Annotated in this window: 18 protein-coding genes; 10 read left to right on the top strand and 8 right to left on the bottom strand. The window is 67.5% G+C overall.

What is annotated here, in order from left to right; all coding sequences use genetic code 11:
* Nucleotides 1-85: 85 nt before the first annotated feature.
* From AB0J16_RS03815 to AB0J16_RS03795, 5 genes are all read left to right on the top strand, one after another.
* Nucleotides 86-1,042, top strand: coding sequence for a D-alanine--D-alanine ligase (locus tag AB0J16_RS03815; protein ID WP_358534356.1), 957 nt, complete (start codon nt 86-88; stop codon nt 1,040-1,042).
* Between the two features lie 699 nt (nt 1,043-1,741).
* Complete coding sequence (locus AB0J16_RS03810) at nt 1,742-2,797, top strand: aminotransferase class V-fold PLP-dependent enzyme (RefSeq protein WP_358534354.1); 1,056 nt, start codon at nt 1,742-1,744, stop codon at nt 2,795-2,797.
* A gap of 1,358 nt (nt 2,798-4,155) precedes the next feature.
* Complete coding sequence (locus AB0J16_RS03805; RefSeq protein WP_358534352.1) at nt 4,156-4,437, top strand: sigma factor; 282 nt, start codon at nt 4,156-4,158, stop codon at nt 4,435-4,437.
* Between the two features lie 34 nt (nt 4,438-4,471).
* The gene (locus AB0J16_RS03800; RefSeq protein WP_358534350.1) at nt 4,472-4,705 is read left to right on the top strand and encodes a sigma factor-like helix-turn-helix DNA-binding protein; all 234 of its coding nucleotides are present in this window, start codon (nt 4,472-4,474) and stop codon (nt 4,703-4,705) included.
* A 307-nt stretch (nt 4,706-5,012) separates the two neighbouring features.
* Complete coding sequence (locus AB0J16_RS03795; protein WP_358534348.1) at nt 5,013-5,351, top strand: hypothetical protein; 339 nt, start codon at nt 5,013-5,015, stop codon at nt 5,349-5,351.
* Nucleotides 5,352-6,752: 1,401 nt separating this feature from the next.
* Here AB0J16_RS03795 and AB0J16_RS03790 read toward each other — a convergent pair.
* The 8 genes from AB0J16_RS03790 to rpmH all read right to left on the bottom strand — a co-directional run bounded on the left by AB0J16_RS03790 (nt 6,753) and on the right by rpmH (nt 12,812).
* Nucleotides 6,753-7,715 carry a ParB/RepB/Spo0J family partition protein gene (locus AB0J16_RS03790; RefSeq protein ID WP_358534346.1) on the bottom strand — a complete coding sequence of 321 codons (963 nt, stop codon included), beginning with the start codon at nt 7,713-7,715 and terminating at the stop codon, nt 6,753-6,755.
* A 731-nt stretch (nt 7,716-8,446) separates the two neighbouring features.
* Nucleotides 8,447-9,382, bottom strand: a complete 936-nt coding sequence (locus AB0J16_RS03785) for a ParA family protein (protein WP_357938162.1) — start codon at nt 9,380-9,382, stop codon at nt 8,447-8,449.
* A 137-nt stretch (nt 9,383-9,519) separates the two neighbouring features.
* Nucleotides 9,520-10,179 carry a 16S rRNA (guanine(527)-N(7))-methyltransferase RsmG gene (gene rsmG / locus AB0J16_RS03780; protein WP_358534826.1) on the bottom strand — a complete coding sequence of 220 codons (660 nt, stop codon included), beginning with the start codon at nt 10,177-10,179 and terminating at the stop codon, nt 9,520-9,522.
* A gap of 325 nt (nt 10,180-10,504) precedes the next feature.
* Nucleotides 10,505-10,993 carry a R3H domain-containing nucleic acid-binding protein gene (locus AB0J16_RS03775; RefSeq protein ID WP_357939728.1) on the bottom strand — a complete coding sequence of 163 codons (489 nt, stop codon included), beginning with the start codon at nt 10,991-10,993 and terminating at the stop codon, nt 10,505-10,507.
* A gap of 20 nt (nt 10,994-11,013) precedes the next feature.
* Nucleotides 11,014-11,970 (bottom strand): membrane protein insertase YidC, encoded by a 957-nt coding sequence (yidC, locus tag AB0J16_RS03770; RefSeq protein ID WP_358534344.1) that lies wholly within the window; start codon nt 11,968-11,970, stop codon nt 11,014-11,016.
* A 4-nt stretch (nt 11,971-11,974) separates the two neighbouring features.
* Complete coding sequence (gene yidD / locus AB0J16_RS03765; RefSeq protein ID WP_357655404.1) at nt 11,975-12,232, bottom strand: membrane protein insertion efficiency factor YidD; 258 nt, start codon at nt 12,230-12,232, stop codon at nt 11,975-11,977.
* 17 nt (nt 12,233-12,249) lie between these two features.
* The gene (rnpA, locus tag AB0J16_RS03760) at nt 12,250-12,615 is read right to left on the bottom strand and encodes a ribonuclease P protein component (protein ID WP_358534342.1); all 366 of its coding nucleotides are present in this window, start codon (nt 12,613-12,615) and stop codon (nt 12,250-12,252) included.
* Between the two features lie 59 nt (nt 12,616-12,674).
* Nucleotides 12,675-12,812, bottom strand: a complete 138-nt coding sequence (gene rpmH, locus AB0J16_RS03755) for a 50S ribosomal protein L34 (RefSeq protein ID WP_093172456.1) — start codon at nt 12,810-12,812, stop codon at nt 12,675-12,677.
* A gap of 573 nt (nt 12,813-13,385) precedes the next feature.
* Between rpmH and dnaA the strand changes: the two genes are divergently transcribed.
* The 5 genes from dnaA (at nt 13,386) to AB0J16_RS03730 (ending at nt 19,463) form a co-directional block, all read left to right on the top strand.
* The gene (gene dnaA, locus AB0J16_RS03750) at nt 13,386-14,957 is read left to right on the top strand and encodes a chromosomal replication initiator protein DnaA (RefSeq protein ID WP_358534340.1); all 1,572 of its coding nucleotides are present in this window, start codon (nt 13,386-13,388) and stop codon (nt 14,955-14,957) included.
* 522 nt (nt 14,958-15,479) lie between these two features.
* Nucleotides 15,480-16,619, top strand: coding sequence for a DNA polymerase III subunit beta (gene dnaN / locus AB0J16_RS03745; protein ID WP_358534824.1), 1,140 nt, complete (start codon nt 15,480-15,482; stop codon nt 16,617-16,619).
* A 48-nt stretch (nt 16,620-16,667) separates the two neighbouring features.
* Nucleotides 16,668-17,606: a phosphogluconate dehydrogenase (NAD(+)-dependent, decarboxylating) gene (gnd, locus tag AB0J16_RS03740; RefSeq protein WP_358534338.1), complete on the top strand. Its 939-nt coding sequence runs from the start codon at nt 16,668-16,670 to the stop codon at nt 17,604-17,606.
* 86 nt (nt 17,607-17,692) lie between these two features.
* On the top strand, nt 17,693-18,925 hold the full coding sequence (recF, locus tag AB0J16_RS03735; protein WP_358534336.1) for a DNA replication/repair protein RecF: 1,233 nt from the start codon (nt 17,693-17,695) through the stop codon (nt 18,923-18,925).
* A complete protein-coding gene (locus AB0J16_RS03730; protein ID WP_358534334.1) occupies nt 18,915-19,463 on the top strand; it encodes a DUF721 domain-containing protein in 549 nt (182 codons plus the stop codon). Before recF ends, AB0J16_RS03730 begins: the two co-directional genes overlap by 11 nt.
* Nucleotides 19,464-19,647: the final 184 nt, after the last annotated feature.

Raw genomic sequence — 19,647 nt, 5'->3', positions numbered from 1 at the left:
CCGCACGGTAGAAAGCGCCTGCCGTACACCATTCCACCCCAGCCCCGGTACGGTTGGACAGCGTGCGATCAGCGGAGGAGAACAAATGAGCGATCTGGGCCACGTGCTCGTGCTGGCCGGGGGCCTCTCCTATGAACGAGAGGTGTCCCTGCGCTCCGGTCGCCGGGTAAGTGAGGTGCTGCGGGCGGCGGGCATCGACGTGGAGGCCCGCGACACTGACGCGTCCCTTGTGCCGTCCATCCTGGCCGACCCACCGGACGCGGTCTTCGTCACGCTGCACGGCGGCGCGGGTGAGGACGGCGCCATCCGTTCCATCCTCGAACTGCTGAACGTCCCCTATGTCGGCGCCGACCCCGACGCCTGCCGCGTCGCCTTCGACAAGCCCACCGCCAAGGGCGTCGTACGCTCGGTCGGCCTGCGCACCCCCGAGTCGGTCACCCTGCCCAAGGAGACCTTCCACGACCTCGGCGCCACGGTCGTCCTGGGCCGCATCGTGGCACATCTCGGCCTCCCCCTGTTCGTCAAGCCCGCCCGTGGCGGCTCCGCCCTGGGCGCCTCGATCGTCCGCACCGCCGAAGAGCTCCCGGCCGCGATGGTCGGCTGTTTCGCGTACGGCGACACGGCGCTGATCGAGCGTTACGTGGCGGGCGTCGAAGTAGCGGTCTCCGTCGTCGACCTGGGCAACGGCCCCATCGCTCTGCCCGCCGTCGAGATCGTCCCGGACGAGGGCGTCTACGACTACGCGGCCCGCTACACCGCCGGCCACACCGAGTTCTTCGCGCCCGCCCGCCTCTCCCCCGAAGCAGCCGCGGCCTGCGCCGAAACCGCCGTGACGGCCCACACCGCCCTGGGCCTGCGGGACATCTCCCGCACCGACCTCATCGTCGACGCCTCAGACCAGCCCCACTTCCTGGAGGTCAACGTGGCCCCTGGGATGACGGAGACGTCGCTGCTGCCGATGGCGGCGGAGGCCGCGGGCCAAGACCTGGGCGACCTCTGCCGCATCCTCCTCCAGAACGCCGCCTCCCGCGTACACGCTTGACGTCTACGCGTCGTCTCCCGCTCTCCCCTGGCGCTGACCTCACGCCACCTTCCACCCTGGGGTATGACCCCCCTCCGTTTTGCAGGGCCGGCCTCTGCCCCGTCTGGTGTTTTGCCGGGCCGGCCTCTGTCCCATCTGGCCTTCCCGCAGGCCCGGTGCCGGACTCACCTCGGCGTCGCATGCCCCGCGTCGGAGCTACCTCGACTTCGCACACCCAACACCGGGCGTAGCTCCGCTTCGCACGCCCGGCCCCTTCACCCCTTCACCCCCTTGGCCCTTCGCCCCCTTGGCCCTTCACCCCCTTGGCCCTTCGCCCCCTTGGCCCTTCACCCCCTTGGCCCTTCACCCCCTTGGCCCCTCACCCCCTTGGCCCCTCACCCCCTTGGCCCCTCACTCGTCGGGACCCACACCTTTTGAGCGGGTCCACGCGCGGTGAGGCCGACGCCCGGTGGGCCCTCGATGTCCGATCCACAGCTTGGACCCCACACCGTCAGCTCACGCTGCCGATCCACATCCCCGACTCCCACCCACAACAGGAGGCATCACCGCCGTCAGGAGGCATCACCACACCAGCAGGGGATCACCGCGAACTAGCAACGCAGCACCCGAGCCAGCGGACACCTCCCAATCACCGGGCCCACCCTGCCGATCGTCTCTCGCCTCTCTGAATCTTGTGAGTCGTGAAAGTAGCCTGGGCATGTGCCGATCGATTCGACCTATCCCAAGAGCTTCGCCAGCGACAATCACGCAGGCGTCCACCCCACCATCCTCGAAGCCATGGCTGCGGCGAACCACGGGGACGCACCCGCCTATGGCGGTGACCGCTGGACATCAACCTTCGAGGACCACATCAAGGACGTCTTCGGCCCAGGGGCGGAAGGCTTCCCCGTCCTGAACGGAGCCGGCGCGAACATGGTCGGCCTCGCGCCCATGCTCGGCCGCTACGACGCCATCATCTGCGCCGACACCGCCCACATCGCCACCCACGAAACAGGCGCGACAGAACGACTGCTGGGCGCGAAGCTCCTGACGGCCCCCACAGCCGATGGCAAGCTACGCCCCCAGGACATCACCACACGACTCGACACCTTGGGCAGCCACCACAACTCCCAACCCCGCGTGGTCTCCATCTCCCAGGTAACCGAACTCGGCACCTGCTACTCCCCCGAAGAACTCGCCGCCCTCGCTGATACCGCCCACGCGGCCGGCTTGCTCCTCCACATGGACGGCGCCAGACTGGCAAACGCGGCCGCCCACCTGAACACCACCCTCAGTGCCATCACCACGGAAGTCGGCGTAGACATCTTCAGCTTCGGCGGCACCAAGAACGGCGCGCTGGCAGCTGAGGCAGTAATAGTCCTCTCCTCCTCTTCTTCCCTCGCCCGCGCCATCCCCTTCCTCCGCCGCCAGTCCCTCCAGTTGGCCTCCAAGATGCGCTTCGTCTCAGCCCAACTCTCGGCCCTCCTCACGAACGACCTCTGGCGCCACAACGCAACCCATGCCAACGAAATGGCCACCCGCCTCGCCAACGGCATAGCCGACCTCCCCGGCATCACCCTCGCCTACCCCGTCCAATCGAACGCCGTCTTCGCCACGCTCCCCAAACCGGCCGCGGCCGCCCTCCTCACCCGCTACCAGTTCCACTACTGGGACGAGACCGCCGGGACAGTCCGCTGGATGACCGCCTTCGACACCACCCCGAATCATGTAGACGACTTCCTCGATGACATCCACAAGTCCCTCGTCCTCCCCTGATCCTCCGGCCCTGACATTCGCGTGACCTCCCCCGCCCACGCACTCCACAAGCCTCCGGCCCACGGTTTCACGTGAAACAACCCTCCCCGGGTCGCCAGTCGGATGCACTGTAAGCGGCTACAGGAACTCCTGGGTAGCCGGACACCACGTGCCAAGCGGATGGCCAGACGACTCCAGCCAGGTAGGCGACCACGAGAATTCCCGGTGGACGGACCATGGACTCGCTCACCGGGGTCTGCACTGGGCCTCGTTGAGGGTGCTTCTGGGCCGAGCTCGTCGACGCCGTTCGGGTCTCGGTGAGTCGCAGGGGTACTCCGATGCCGTGGGGCCGACGGAGGAGGTCCTGCGGCATCTACCGCCTTCGGCCATTGCCCTACCTAAGCCCGCCACCCCCAGGCGATCATCGCCGCAGGGCCGACGAAGGCGATCCTGCGGCACCGATCACCCTCGGCCGCTGCCCTACACCCACCACTCCCAGACGATCGTGAGGCCCCGGCCGCTCCGACCTTGCCACCAGTCCGGCCTCCCCCGCTTCCGCAGAACCGAAGGCCACATGGCGGTGTGGCTGGAGAACCGACGTCTTCGGAACAGGATGTCCGTGTCCATCCACCCGGAGTGCCTCGTGTCCGTTAACAGGCACCACCGACGCCCCCGTTTCACGTGAAACCATCCACGCGCCAGCACAGCTGCAACCCATCACACCCCTCCCCCGACGGACGTCCATGGATGTCCCGCAGAGCGGTGTAGTTCTCCCCCGCTCAACCCTGCTCGCCCGCATCGGAAACGCACAACGAGATCGTTGATCCGCCGTTGGATGGGACACCACCCAACGGCGGTGATGTCCCGAGAGCGAGGGAGGCGGTGGGCGATGGGGAGTGCCCCTTCTGGATGAAGTTGGCGGCCGGGACAGGTTATGACCGGCGGTACGACACCTTGGCCTGGTCGGTTTCGCGCGGGTTGCTGCAGCCCTCCTGCCGGCGAGAGGGACGCGAACGTCCGGGAGTAGATCGCCATGAGCACTGGTGAGCTTGGCTGGTCCGGGCGCTCGGAGATTGGCCGGTCCGGGCGTCCGGAGGTTGGTTGGCCCGGGCGTCCGGAGGTTGGTTGGCCCGGGCGTCCGGAGGTTGGTTGGCCCGGGCGTCCGGAGGTTGGTTGGCCCGGCGTCGGCCGGAGGTTGGCCGGTCCGGACCGCGCGGAGGTTGGTTGGCCCGGCGTCGACCGGAGGGTGGCCGGGTCGGGCGCTCAGAGGATGGGCCGGGTCGAGCGCTCGGAGGATGGGCCGGGCTGGCTTCTCCAGGTCGTGTGGATCAGCGCGAGTGAAAGCATTCTCACCGTCGCGGCAAGAAATAGGTGTGATCGTGTACAAAACGCGTAGCGGGAGAGATCAACCGGTGGCGCCGACCAATCTCTTCGACCGCTACTTCGCCGTGATCCACCGGTACATCGCCCGTCGCCTGCCCGCGGACGACGCTGACGACCTAGCCGCCGAGGTGTTCCTCGCGGCGTTGCGCGGCGGATACGACCCAGCCGTGGGAGAGATCAGGCCCTGGCTGTACGGCATTGCTACCAACCTGGTCGCGCGGGCACCGCCGTACCGAGACCACGCGGCGGAAGGCGCTCAGCCGCGCGGCGGAGCGTGACTGGGACGGCCACGAGGACCCCGCACTGAATCGAGTGCTCGATCGGGTGGACGCCGCGCGCTTCACCGCCCCGCTCGCGGGGGCGCTGGCCACACTGAAGCAGCGCGATCGCGACGTGGTGCTGCTGATCGCGTTGGGCGGCCTGAGTCACGCCGAGGTCGCTTCCGACTCGGCAGCGCATCGAGTGAACGGCTCCGCTGAACTCCTCGGAGAGGTCCATACTGCAGACCTCCGTACCGAGCGCGCTCCCTGCCTCCGCAGCCGATGAGCGCGCATGGCGTGCGGCGGGAGCACCTGCCCGGATCAAGCCGCGCTGTCCCAAGGACAACCCGGCCGACGAGTGCCGACCGATTCGGATCGCTGCCCAGCCCCAAGGCTGCGAACGGCGTGACGGGGACGACGCTCGGGCCGGGGACTACTCCCTCGCGGCCTTCACGCTCGCCGATCTGGCTGCCATCCCCGCCGACCGGAACGGCCTGCTCGCCAAGCTCCGTGACTATCACCGCATATGGCAGAGTCGGGGGTTCGAGCAGCCGTTTGATGAGTTCCTCCCTCTCGCGGGCAATCTTCTGTCCATGCCGATCCGCCCGCAACTTCGTGCCACGATCCTGCGTCTGTTGGCGGAGCTTCTCGACACCAAGGTGTACGGCACGGCAACCGATCCGCTAGGCAGGCAGGCGTTGTCGATCACGTTCACCCGTGACAGTGAGCAGCATCAGTCGCGGGGATCGAAGTCGCTCCCCGCGTACACGCGCACTCTCTTGGACATGGAGACCGGCGCCACGCTGGCCCGGACCAGTTATGTGCCGGGCGGCTCCAGAGGCGACATCCTGACTTACTACGCCGCGCAGGCGCCTGAGACGGGGTGGATCGCCTCTCGGCCAATACCGCCGAAGTCCTGCAAGGTCAGGTAACCGGGGTTAGGGATGCTCGCGCACAGGTACCGCCGACTTTTCGCGGCCGGTGAATCGGTGTGTTGTGCGTTGGCTTTGCCAGATCGCGCCGGTGAAGCGTTCCACCGGGATGCGCCACTCGCGGATGACGACCGGACCGGACCGGCCCGCCCGCGACTCGCCTACAAATCGCCTGACAAGGGTGGGGGTGAAGGGCGGGCTGCGGACGACCTGACTGAGTGGCCGAGAAACCACACCGCTCTGCGTGACGCCATCCACAGGATCACCTGACCGAGGCGGAGCCGTCCGCGCACGCCAGGGGCGCCAGAGCAGGTGGAGGGTTTCACGTGAAACAGGGGCGTCGGTGGTGCGGCCAGGCGAAGGCGGCCCGCACCGCGGAGTGGCTGCCACCGCGAGGCGCGAGCGAGCAGCCCACTCGGCGCGCCCACGGGCAGCACCCGGCGCGGCGCAGCCGGGGTGCGGCGCTGCTGTGCTTGTGGGAGACCCAAAGAACGGCCTTGTCGGGGCGTGGGCGCATGCAGGCCGCCCAACCGCCCATCCCACGGCTCGGCCGTATCCCACTGAGTGGTGGGATCCACAATCTCGCCGTGAGGCTTCCATCCGTGACGAGCAGGGCTGCGTGGCCGAAAACGCACACCGCTCTGCGTGAGGCCATCCCCGGCCAGCCCGCGACTCGCTTACGGTCGCCTGCAGATCGTCCATGACCCGCCTTTCACCCCCACCCTTGACCTCTACGCCCCCTCTGAGGGCGCCCGCTCGGGACCCGCGCTCGGGATGTTCGCCTCGGGGCGCCCGTGGGGACGCCCGCTCGAGGGGTTTGGCTCGGGACGCCCGTCGGGACCTTCGCTCGGGGATTGGCTCGGGGGGTTCAGCTCGGGACGTCAGCTCGGCGCGTCCACTCGGCGCGTCCACTCGGAGCGTCCGCTCGGGACCCCAGTCCGGGGGTTCGGCTCGGGACGTCAGCTCGGGGCGCCCGCTCGGAGCGCCCGCTCGGGACGTCAGCTCGGGGCGCCCGCTCGGGGAGTTCGGCTCGGGACGGCCGCTCGGGTGTTCGCTCGGGTGTTCGCTCGGGGTGCCCGCCGAGGTCGTCTCTCGAGGCTCGGGGGCTCGCCAGTACGAGTGGCGGCGGTTGGTGGAGTCGGAGCTGGTGGTGTTTCACGTGAAACACGAGCTATTCCGACGGACAGCCACGGATCGAAAATCGGGTTCAGCGGGCCCGGCGTACCCGCCTCGCCGGCGCCGAAGGACTTCTCGACCTCGGCCACCGACATCGATCGCGAGCACCCCGCTGATGTCGCGGCCGGGCTTCCTGCAGATGCTCCCCGTCGTTCCTCAGGCGATACGGCGCCTTAGGGGTCATGTTTCACGTGAAACGGCCAATGGTTTCACGTGAAACAGGGGTTAGTCTTCGGCGTCCTTCATGGCGCGGACGGCCTCGGGAGCCATGGTGCCGATGATGCGCTCAAGGTCATCGATCGTCGCGAACTCCACCACGATGCGCCCCTTTCGGCGACCGAGGTCGACTTTGACCTTGGTCTCGAAGTGGTCTGAGAGACGGTCTGCGAGGTGGACGAGGCCGGGCGCGGAGGGCTTGTTGGGCTGGCGGTCGCGGGTGGCCTTGGGCGCCGCCTTTGAGCTGCCGAGGGAGACGATCTCTTCGACGGCTCTGACGGAAAGAAGTTCGGCGACGATCCGCTTGGCGAGTTGGATTTGCTCTTCCGGGCTGTCGAGGCTGAGGAGGGCGCGGGCATGGCCGGCGCTGACGGTGCCGGCGGCGACGCGGAGCTGGACCTCCGGCGGGAGGTTGAGCAAGCGAAGGGTGTTGGTGATGTGAGGACGGGATCGGCCGACCTTCTGGGCGAGCTCTTCATGTGTCGCCCGGAAGTCGTCGAGCAGTTGCTGGTACGCGGCGGCTTCTTCCAAGGGGTTGAGCTGCTCGCGCTGGAGGTTCTCGATCAGCGCGTCTCTGAGGAGCTCGTCGTCCTGGGTGTTGCGGACGATCGCGGGGATCGGGTCGAGCTCAGCCAGTTTGCAAGCGCGCCAGCGGCGCTCCCCCATGATCAGCTCGTACTTACCGCCGCCCACCGAGCGTACGACGATCGGTTGCAGCAGACCGACCTCGCGAATGGACGCGGACAACTCATGGAGGCGCTCGTCGTCGAAGACATCACGGGGCTGGCGTGGGTTGGGAACGATCGCGCTGAGGGCGATCTCCCTGAAGTACGCTCCGGCAATCGGCTTGGGGCCGGCGGTCTCCCCCGTTGCGCCATTCGCGGGGGCTACTGTCCCCGTGCCGTCAACGATGGGACCGGTCGGGATGAGTGCCCCGAGTCCCTTGCCCAACCCCCGCCGATGCTGACTCACTGCTTCTCCTCATCCACCGGGCCGATTCCGGTCACTCCAGGAGAGGTTACCGTCGTCAACGCGACAGGGTGCCCGCTCGCCACACGCGGTTCCTCCGGATTTACACCGCCACAACCTCACGCGTACACATCCGACCAGGCATGCACTCTGCAGACCCTGTACCCCATGGCTTTGGCCGCCAAGACAGACCGTTCAGAAAGATTCGAATCTTGGAGCGGCAGTTTGGGGGTGTGGGTGTGTGAGGAGGTGGGAGGTGCGGGATGCAGGGGTGCGGAGTGCGGCGCGGGGGTTGCGGATGCAGGGTGCGGGGTGGCGCGGGAGGTGGGATGTGCGGGGTGGCGCGGGGGTTACCGGAGGCGTGAGTGGCGTGGGAGATGGAGGTGAGTGGGGGTGTGGGGAGTTTGGTCGAGGTAGGGGGTATCACGGCGTGCCGCGCTTCGCTCGTATGCCGTCTTCGCCGCGCTACCATCGCACGTCGTCTTGTCGACGCCCGGCATCACGCACCCCGTGGGCGCCCCCGGACTTGGAGGGCATGGTGAGCGGCCCATGGTCCATGGGGTTGTGCCTACGAACCCGCCCCGCGTGCACGGCCTCCACGGGGCCGTCGGGGCGCCGCCAGGTCCTACGCTCTTGTATGCCCTAGAAGGGCGGTTCGCAGGGCGGCCGCCGCATTCAGGCCGTACGAGATACCTACGGCCACACAAAGCTCAGCCCTACGACACGGCAACAGGTCAGACGGCGGCGCGGTGGGCGATTTCTCGGGCGGCGTCCATGTAGGCCATGGCGCCACTCGAGCCAGGGTCGTACGTCATCACCGACTGCCCATAGCTGGGCGCCTCAGAAAGGCGGACGCTGCGCGGGATGACCGTGCTGAGGACCGTCTCCCCAAAGTGGGCGCGGACCTCGTCGGCGACCTGGGACGCAAGCCGGGTGCGGCCGTCGTACATAGTGAGGACGATCGTCGACAGGCTGAGCGTGGGGTTCAGGTGCGCCTTGATGAGGTCGACGTTGCGGAGGAGCTGGCCCAGGCCCTCCAGCGCGTAGTACTCGCACTGGATGGGGATCATGACCTCTTCGGCGGCGACCAGGGCGTTGACGGTCAGGAGGCCGAGCGACGGCGGGCAGTCGATGATGATGTAGTCGAGCTCGATCGCCTCGAAGGCCCCCAGTGCGCGGCGGAGGCGGGCTTCGCGGGCGACGAGTGAGACGAGTTCGATCTCGGCGCCGGCGAGGTCGATGGTGGCGGGGGCGCAGTAGAGGCCTGGCATGTCCGGCACCTCCTTGACGATGTCGGCCATCGGCAAGTCGTCAACGAGCACCTGATAGACGTCCGGGACATCGCCCCGGTGCTCGGTGGCCAGGGCCGTGGAGGCGTTGCCCTGGGGGTCGAGGTCGACAACGAGTACGCGCTGGCCGTGCATCGAGAGCGCGGCGGCGATGTTGACCGAGGTCGTGGTCTTTCCGACGCCACCCTTCTGGTTCGCCACCGCGATCACTCGGCACTTGGGCGGCCTGGGCCAGGCGCCGTCGCCTCCCCCGGGCGCTTCGCCCGCCTTGGCGGCGGCTGTTTGGGTGGCAGATGTTTCACGTGAAACCACTGAGCTGAGCGCCTCTCGTACCAACGGCGAATCACCGGGGTTTAGGGGGGTCTGGGTCACGTTGGCCATCCTTTCAACCAGTGGCAGGCCGGTGCCAGGAATTCGCTGTCGCGACACGCCCATTTCGGGCCAGCCAACCCCGCTGGGACTCTCGGACAGAGGACTGTCCGGCCAGCCAAGACCGCTTGACGCGATTGGCACGACCGTCACCTCCTTCGTCGCCGCCTACCGGGCTCCGGCGCGCGACCTGCTACCACCCGAACCAATGTTGCAGGCGGCTCGACCTTACCGCGCCCGACGGTCACAAGCTCGGCTGTCCTCGCCCCACTGGCCCGCAATTGGGGCTCCGCCTCGGCAAGTTCCTCCGCGGCCCGCTCCCCCTTCATGGCGATCAACTCGCCGCCTTCGCGAAGAAGTGGCATGGCCCACTTCAGCAGCCGGTCAAGCGGCGCGACCGCGCGGGCGCTGGCGACGTCGAATTCGCGCTTGCCCGCCAGCTCTTCCGCGCGGCCGCGCAACACCTCGACGTTGTCCAGTTTGAGCGCTTCGACGCACTCCTCCAGGAAGACGGTACGGCGAAGCAGCGGCTCCAACAGGGTCACCGTGATGTCCTGCCGTACGATCGCCAACACGAGGCCCGGCAACCCGGCGCCCGAGCCGATGTCGACCAGCCGCACCTCCGGCGGCACGGCCTCGGCGACGACGGCGCAGTTGAGCAGATGACGATCCCAGATCCGGGGGACCTCGCGGGGGCCCAGCAGCCCGCGTACCACCCCAGGGCCGGCGAGGAGCTCGGCAAACGCCTGTGCGCGGCCCCAAGCCTCGCCGGTGAAGACCTCTCGCGCCACATCGGGCGGAGGCGGCAGCTCACGCGCTTCGTCGGGCGGAGGCGGCAGCTCGTCGGTCACTGGTGGGTGGCCCTTCCTCGGGGGTCATGGGCGATGGTCTCTATCTACTTAAGGCTAGGTGAGCGATCACTTGGCAAGGCTAGCGGGCCGCCCTGAATGAACGCCGCGCGCCACACTCTCTGCACTCCGCACGGACCCGGAATGCTCCAAGCTTCACGAAAGGTGGCAATCAGCTATCGAGCGGACAAGCCGTCCGTACATGAAGAATGCCCTCACGCGAACCGGCCGCCGTCCCCGAGTGCGGGACGGCGGCCGGTCGGCGAGCGAGTGTGCGTACGTGTGGTCAGACCGGGAGTACGACCACGTAGCGGTGCGGTTCCTCCCCCTCGGACTCGCTACGGAGCCCGGCGGCCGCCACCGCGTCATGGACGATCTTGCGCTCGAAGGGCGTCATCGCGTGCAGCGCCTTGGGCTCGCCCTTCTCCTTCACCTCGTTGGCGATCTCGGTGCCGAGCTTGGTGAGCTCGGCGCGGCGCCGCTCGCGGTAGCCGGCGACGTCGAGCATCAGCCGGGACCGCTCCCCCGTCTGCCGGTGCACGGCCAGGCGGGTCAGCTCCTGGAGCGCCTCCAGGACCTCCCCCTCGGGCCCGACGAGGCCGGTGCCCTTGAGGCCCACGACCGAGACCAGCGCGCGGTCACCTTCGACGTCCATGTCGATGTCGCCGTCGATGTCGGCGATATCCAGGAGACCCTCGACGTAGTCTGCCGCGATCTCGCCTTCCTGCTCGAGCGCGTTGAGATCAGGAGTCTTCTCCTGCTCGGCCTCGGTCATGGCCGGCCTCTCCTTCGTGTTCACGACTTCTTGCTGCCGGTGCGCTTGCTGCGGGGCTGACGACTGGGCTGCTGCCGAATGATCTTAGGCTCCGGCGGCGCGGAAGGCACTTCCTCTTCCGGAGTGGCGCCGCCCTTGCGGAGCTTCGAGAGCAGGCCGGTCTTCGGCTCGACCGGGACCACGTTGCCCTTGGCGTCGAACTGCGGCATCGGGTGGCGGCTGTAGAACCAGTGCTGCTGACCGAGCGTCCACAGGTTCGTGGTGACCCAGTACATGATCAGGCCGAGCGGGAAGTTGAGGCTGAAGAAGGCGAACAGCGGAGAGATGTACATCAGGATCTTCTGCTGCTGCGCCATGGGGTTGTCCGGCATTTGGGCCATGGAGCGGGTGACGCTCTGCCGGACGGTGAGGAACGTGGTCAGCGAGCTGATCGCCACGAAGACGCCCAGCACGATCTTCGTCGTGACGACGGTGGCGCCGAACCCCTCGACCTGGGCCTGCGACATCCAGAAGCTGGCCGGAAGCGGCGCACCGAAGATGTGCGCGGATCGGGCGCTGTCGACGAGCTGCTGCGTCATGCCGTAGACCGGGCGGCCGTCGGCCATGGCCCGCAGCACGGTGAACATCGAGATGAAGATGGGGAACTGCGCGACCACGGGCAGACAGCCACCGAGCGGGTTGGCGCCCGCTCCCTGGTAGACCGCCATGACTTCCTGGTTCATGCGCTGCTTGTCGTTCTTGTAGCGCTTGCGGAGCTCCGCCACCTTGGGGGCGAGTTCCTGCATCTTGCGCGACGAGCGCATCTGCTTCAGGAAGAGCGGGAAGATCAGAACCCGCATGAAAACGGTCAGCGTGATGATGGTCAGGGCCCATGTCAGCCCGCTGTCCGGGTTGAGGAATGTGCTGTATCCCTGATGGATCCAGATGATGACATGGGCTACGGCTTCATAGAGCCAGCTCAGCCAGGACAGCTCCACCGAGCTATCTCCCTTGCGTTTCGTGGGACCGAACCGGGCGTGGGGGCACCGGGTCTATACCTCCGGGATGGAATGGGTGGCACCGCCCGATGCGCCGGACAGTCAGCCATGTGCCGCGCAATGCACCATGTACGGCTATCGCTTCGAGCCCGTAGGCACTGCACGACGGATAGAAACGGCAACGTGGACCGAGCATCGGGCTGATGAAGGCCCGATAGAACCGGATCGGGATGATCAATGCCCGAGCGGGGAGGCTCGGCATCCCTTGCGGCTGCTCCGTCATCTGTGTCCATCCATCGCGGACTCGCGCCGCCTGAACAAACGATCCAACGCGAGGTCGAGCTCGGCGGCAAGGTGCTCGTATCGCGCTGACGCGGCCGGTGGATTGGCGCGTACCACCAGCAGGCTACCTCGCGGGAGCCGGTCGAGACGGTCCCGCATCAGGTGTCGGAGCCGCCGCTTGACCTTGTTACGGACGGCGGCGCCACCCACAGCTCGGCTCACCACGAAACCAACCAGAGGCGTCGAATCCCCAGAAATGCCTAGATGCACTACCAGGGTAGGACGGCCCGCGCGCTTCCCACGCTTGACGGCCGCCTCGAACTCCTCCCCGCGTCGCATGCGGGATTGACGGGAAAGCACCATATACGCCTATCGCCCGCCGGCGGACTTCACCGGCGGGCGGACTATCGGACGCGAGTCGATCAGGCCGACAGCGTTTCGCGGCCCTTACGGCGGCGAGCGGCCAGGATGGCGCGACCGGCCCGGGTGCGCATCCGCAGCCGGAAGCCGTGGGTCTTCGCGCGGCGACGGTTGTTCGGCTGGAAAGTACGCTTGCTCACGGGTGGGCTCCAGGCTTGAAGGTGCGCCGCAGGGGCGCTGATACACACATGGCTGGCTTGCCAAGAGAGCGAGGGCACGCGAAATAGCCGTCGCGTGACAAGCCGACCATGGCACGTTACGGGGCAAGCATGCCCCAGGTCAAACTGGCGGCCCGGACGAACGGGTTATCCACTAATCCACATGCGGGTTTTCCACATCCTCGGCCGCGTCCACAGTATGTGCACTCAGGTACCACTAGGCTGTGGACAACGCTTGAACACAGCTGTGCACAGAGCTACTGTCAGCCCTCCCAGAGCCGCTCAAAGCCTGTGCATAACTTGTGGATGGCCTGTGGATGGTGTGGGCGTCCAGCTCGGCCGACACGCTGTGGACCAAGGCGCCGGCCGCCCCTGCGGGTGGGAGCTCCATGTGGATAACTCGCCCCGGTGGACAGCCAGTGACGGTGCACCGACGACTTGTGACGTACGTGTGCGAAGCGCCAATAATCAGGCCGCAACAGGCCAATGCCCGCACTGGGCAGGCGGTAAACGATCTATCGCGGGGGGCCGCGAGAGGAAGGAGGGGCACCGCACATGAACCATGTCGACCTCGGCAAGGTATGGGCGAGGGCCCTGAGCAACTTCCTCAACGAGAACGTCCCGATACAGCAGCGCACCTGGCTCTCCATGGTGCGCCCGATCGCCCAGGCCGACGACACGATCGTGCTGGGCGTCCCCAACGACTTCCTGAAGGACCTCATCGAGGGGAAGCTGCGCCCCCTCGTGGCCCACGCGCTCTCCCAGGAGCTCGGCCGGGCGATGCGCCTGGCCGTGATGATCGACACGACGGCTCCCGAGCAGCAGATGCCGGACCTTCATCCACAGCCTGTGGCTCAAAATTATCCCCAGGGCCTGGACCCCCAGCCACGTTACGCACAGCCCCCATCGGCCCAGCACTACCAGGCTTCCGAGCCTCCGCAGTTCTATTCTCCACAGCCGGACCCGGCTCAGATATCCACCGAATATCCACAGCCCACGTTCACTTTTGAACAGGGGCAGTCGCCTGTGGAGAAACTGCCGGAGCCGACGCACAACCGCTGGGAAGCGAAGAGCAACAAGCCCAGCGAACCCGCCCGGCTCAACCAGAAGTACACCTTCGAGACATTCGTCATCGGGGCCAGCAACCGATTCGCCCACGCGGCCGCCGTGGCCGTAGCCGAATCCCCCGCAAAGGCGTACAACCCCCTCTTTATTTATGGCGACTCGGGCCTGGGGAAGACCCACCTCCTGCACGCGATCGGGCATTACGCCCAGAGCCTGTACGACGGCGCGCGGGTGAGATACGTGAGCTCGGAGGAGTTCACCAACGACTTCATCAACAGCATCCGCGACCACAAGGCCGACGGCTTCCGCGGCCGCTACCGGGCGATCGACATCCTGCTCGTGGACGACATCCAGTTCCTGGAGGGCAAGGAGCAGACGCAGGAGGAGTTCTTCCACACCTTCAACACCCTGCACAACGCCAACAAGCAGATCGTGATCTCCAGCGACCGGGCGCCGAAGCAGCTGATCACGCTGGAGGACCGGCTGCGCAACCGGTTCGAGTGGGGCCTGATCACCGATGTCCAGCCGCCCGAGCTGGAGACCCGCATCGCGATCCTCAGGAAGAAGGCCATCCAGGAGGGCCTGGCCGCCCCGCCCGAGGTCCTGGAGTACATCGCCAGCCGCATCTCCACCAACATCCGCGAGTTGGAGGGTGCCCTGATCAGGGTCACCGCCTTCGCCAGCCTCAACCGGCAGGGCGTCGACCTCCAGCTGGCCGAGGTGGTGTTGAAGGACCTGATCACCTCCGACGGCGGCGGCGAGATCACCATCGCCACGATCATGGCCAAGACCGCCGAATACTTCGGCATCAGCATCGACGACCTCTGCGGCAGCTCGCGCAGCCGGGCTCTGGTCAACGCCAGGCAGATCGCGATGTATCTGGTACGCGAGCTGACCGACCTCTCGCTGCCGAAGATCGGGCAGCAGTTCGGCGGCCGCGATCACACGACCGTCATGCATGCCGAGCGCAAGATCCGCTCGCTCATCGCGGAGCGCAGGTCGATGTACAACCAGGTCAACGAGCTAACAATGCGCATCAAACAGACGTCGCGCGGATCCTGACCGTTATGCACAGCCTGTGGATAACACTGTGGATCAGGGGAAACGTCAGATCGCGACGGCCGTACGCCCCATCTTCGCCTGAAAAATCCTGCGCGATGCCTGGGGATAAAGTTGGGGACATCCTGAGGACAACCTGGGGACATCCGGTGGATGACTTGTGGACGGCCTGTGCACAGTCGAAAAAGGGTCTCCCGCGAGGCCGTTTATCCCGTGGATAACCTGTGGAAAGCCGGTGGATGACCAGTGGATGAACGCACCATGATCTGGGGACGAGCTGTGGGCAACGAACCTTCATCCCCAGGCGGCGAAGTTTCCCCCAGGCGTAATCCACCGAGCATGTGGGCGACGCCACGCAAGCTGACCAGGGGAAACGCCCGTTGTCCACACTATCCACAGCCCCTAGTGTGAAGACCACCTATCTCTCTTACTAAGAAACTCAAGACCCATAGAGGGGTTCTCCCGGAACTCGGGTGCGGGAGAGGCAACACTTGAATCAACGACGAACTCAGGAGGCTGATGACCGTGATGTTCCGAATCGAGCGAGACGTCCTCGCTGAGGCGGTGGCATGGACGGCACGCAGCCTGCCCGCGCGACCGTCGGTCCCCGTTCTCGCCGGAATGCGGATGGAGGTCACCGAGGACCAGCAGCTGAAGCTGTCGGGCTTCGACTACGAGGTCTCCGCCGAGGTGACGCTCGAACTCCACACCGGTGAGGCCGGCGTCGTCCTGGTCTCCGGCAAGCTGCTCGCCGAGATCACCCGCGCGCTTCCCGCACAGCCTGTGGACTTCGTCGTGGAGGGAGCCAAGGCGGTCGTCACTTGTGGCAGCGCCCGGTTCACCCTGCTGACCATGCCTGTGGAGGACTACCCGTCGCTGCCGGCCATGCCGCCGGCCGCCGGCCGGGTGGGCAGCGACGTCTTCGCCGCCGCAGTCGGCCAGGTCGCCGTCGCCGCGGGCAGGGACGACACGCTGCCCATGCTCACCGGCGTACGGATGGAGATCGAGGGCGACACCGTGACCCTCGCCGCGACCGACCGCTACCGCCTGGCCGTACGCGAGCTGAAATGGCAGCCCGACCAGCCCGACTTCGCGGCGATCGCGATGATCCCCGGCAAGACGCTCGCCGACTCGGCCAAGGCGCTCGGCGCGACCGGCGCCGAGGTGGAGATCGCGCTCAGCTCGGCGGGCGGCACCGGCGAGGGCATGATCGGCTTCTCCAGCGCCGGGCGGCGGACCACGACGCGGCTGCTCGACCCCGAGTTCCCCAAATACCGCTCGCTGCTGCCGACGGAGTTCTCGGCGCGCGCCGACCTGTCCACAGGCTCGTTCGTCGAAGCGGTCAAGCGCGTGGCCCTGGTCGCCGAGCGCAACACTCCGGTACGCCTGGCGTTCAAGAGCGGCGAGGTCGTGCTGGAGGCCGGCAGCGGCGACGAGGCCCAGGCCGTCGAGGTGCTGCCGGTCGACTACGAGGGCGAGGAGATGAACATCGCCTTCAACCACCAGTTCCTGCTGGAAGGGCTGGGCGCGATCGACTCGGACGTCGCCCGGCTGCAGATGACCACGTCCACCAAACCCGCCATCCTCACCGGTGGAAAGCCTGTGGATGACGGCGGAGTGCCCGACTACCGATACCTGATCATGCCGATCCGCTTGTCGAGCTGAAAATCCCATCGGGGATTATGGAGGCCTGACTAGGGGAGTTGGTACATCATGCAGATCGGCATGGTCGGACTTGGCAGGATGGGCGGCAACATGGCCGAAAGGCTGCGCCGCGGAGGTCACGAGGTCGTGGGCTATGACCACAACCGGGAGGCCAGCGACGTCGGCAGCTTGAAAGAGCTGGTCGACAGGCTGGAGACGCCGCGCGCGGTCTGGGTGATGGTCCCGGCCGGCAAACCCACCCAGCAGACGGTCGACGAGCTCGGCAAACTCCTCTCCGAGGGCGACATCGTCATCGACGGCGGTAATTCACACTATGTGGATGACCAGAAGCACGCCGCCGAGCTCGCCGAGCGCGGCATCCGCTTCGTCGACTGCGGCGTGAGCGGCGGCGTCTGGGGTCTGCAGAACGGCTACGCGCTGATGTGCGGGGGCGACGAGCCGGTCGTCCAGCACATGATGCCGATCTTCGAGACGCTCAAGCCCGAAGGCGAGGACGGCTTCGTCCACGCGGGCGAGGTCGGCGCGGGACACTTCGCCAAGATGGTCCACAACGGCATCGAGTACGGCATGATGCAGTCCTTCGCCGAGGGCTGGGAGCTCCTGGAAGCCTCCGACATCGTCAAGGACGTCAAGGGCTGCTTCAGCAGCTGGCGCACCGGCACCGTCATCCGCTCCTGGCTGCTCGACCTGCTGGTGCGGTCGCTCGACAGCGACGAGCACCTCGAGGAGCTGCGCGGTTACGCACAGGACTCCGGCGAGGGCCGGTGGACCGTGCAGGCCGCGGTGGACCACGCCGTGCCGCTGCCGGTGATCACCGCCGCGCTGTACGCCAGGTTCGCCTCGCGTCAGGAGGACCCGCCCGCGATGAAGGTGGTGGCCGCGCTGCGCAACCAGTTCGGCGGCCACCCGATCGCCTCGGCGGAGGGCTCGACGGGCATGGGCGCCGACTCCCCCGGCGCCGACGTGACCCCGCCGAACGTGCGCTGAGCCGATATCGATTTATCCGATGCCGGTTTTCCACAGGCGCACGCCGGTGACCCCAGTGAGCTGCGTGGCCCACTAACCTTCTTGGGGTGCACGTCGCCCATCTGTCGCTGACCGACTTCCGGTCCTACGCCTCCGTGGAGCTTGGCCTGGAGCCGGGCGTCACGGCGTTCGTGGGGCCCAACGGCCAGGGCAAGACCAACCTGGTCGAAGCCCTCGGCTACGTCGCGACGCACTCCAGCCACCGGGTGGCGAGCGACGCGCCTCTCGTACGACGGGGCGCGAGCCGGGCCATCGTGCGCTGCGCCATCCACAGGGACGACCGGCGGGCGCTGGTCGAGCTGGAGATCAACCCGGGGCGCGCCAACCGCGCCCGGCTCAACCGCTCCCCCGTGTCCAGGCCGCGCGACGTCATCGGCCTGCTGCGCACGGTGCTGTTCGCCCCCGAGGACCTGTCGATGGTCAAGGGCGACCCCTCTGAGCGGCGGCGCTTCCTCGATGAGCTGCTGGTGAGCCGCACTCCGCGCTTCGCCGGCGTACGCGCCGACTACGACCGCGTGCTGAAGCAGCGAGGAGCGCTCCTGCGTGCCGCCTCCCAGGCCCGCAGAGGGGCCAGGAGCGCCCGAAGGGCCGACAGTGACACAGGATTCTCAGCGGCGGGCGCCGGAGACGTCCTGAGCACTCTGGAGGTCTGGGACGCGCATCTGGCGAGACACGGCGCGGAGCTCCTCCAAGCGCGGCTCGATCTCATCGACGCGTTGCGCCCGCTGGTCGCCGGAGCCTATGCCGCGCTGGCCCCCACGAGTGCCCCCGCGACACTGGCCTATCGCAGCAGTTTGTCCACAGGCGGCGACGCGGCTGAGGACGAAGTCCCCGGTGAGACGGGATCTTCCGATACACAGACGTTATCCACAGACTTGGGGAAAACCCTTGAAGAACGACTCCGCGAGCGGCTATTGGAAGTCCGCGCGGCCGAGCTGGAGCGAGGTGTCACGCTCGTCGGCCCGCACCGCGACGACCTGATCCTGGGCCTCGGCGAGCTGCCCGCGCGCGGCTACGCCAGCCATGGCGAGTCGTGGTCGTTCGCGCTGGCGCTCCGGCTGGCCGCCTACGACCTGCTCCGGGCCGAGGGCGGCGACCCGGTGCTGATCCTGGACGACGTCTTCGCCGAGCTCGACAGTCAGCGCAGGCGCCGCCTGTCCGAGATCGTCGCCCCCGCCGAGCAGGTGCTCATCACCGCGGCGGTGGCCGACGACGTGCCCGGGGAGTTGATCGGGGCCAGGTTCGACGTCGCAGAAGGGAGCGTGACGCGTGTCCGCTGACAGCAACCGCCAAGGATCCGCCGACGGCACATCCCGGGTGCCCGCCGATGACAACCCCACGGCCAGGGGCGCGGCGATGGCCAGGGAGAAGCTGGCCCAGGCCAAGGCCGACGCGGCCAAGCGCGGCCAACTCCCCCGCCGCGAGCCCAGGCGCAGGGCGGGGGCGGCGCGCAGGGACGCCGGCGATCCACAGCTTTTCGGACGCGCGATCTCCGACCTGCTGGCCGACCGCGGCTGGGAGCGGTCGGCGGCCGTCGGCGGAGTGTTCGGCCGCTGGTCCGACATCGTCGGTCCCGAGCTCGCCGCGCACACCAAGCCCGATTCGTTCGACGACGGCGAGGTGCTCATCCTGGCCGATTCCACCGCGTGGGCGACCCAGGTACGCCTGCTCGCGCGCACTCTCGTACGCCGGCTCAACGAGGAGCTCGGACACGGCACGGTGACGAAGGTGAAGGTCAGAGGCCCGCAGAACGCACCGCGCGCGGCCGGGGGCCTGAGGGTGACCGGCAGCAAGGGCCCGGGAGACACCTACGGCTGAGCCGGATCGGCGACAAACCCATGGGCCGGATCCGCGAGAAAACCCATCAGAGAGCCGCAGACGCGATGACCCCCCTTCCTGTGGGGGGATGCTCGAAGAGGGGGAAATCAAGCGACAGGCCGTTACAGGCGCGTTCAATGCCACCTTGGGCCCTCAGAGCCGGTAGAATGAAACTGGATTCCGG

Source organism: Nonomuraea sp. NPDC049750, assembly GCF_040659625.1.
GTDB lineage: Bacteria > Actinomycetota > Actinomycetes > Streptosporangiales > Streptosporangiaceae > Nonomuraea.
This window is presented reverse-complemented; position numbering and strand designations above follow the sequence as displayed.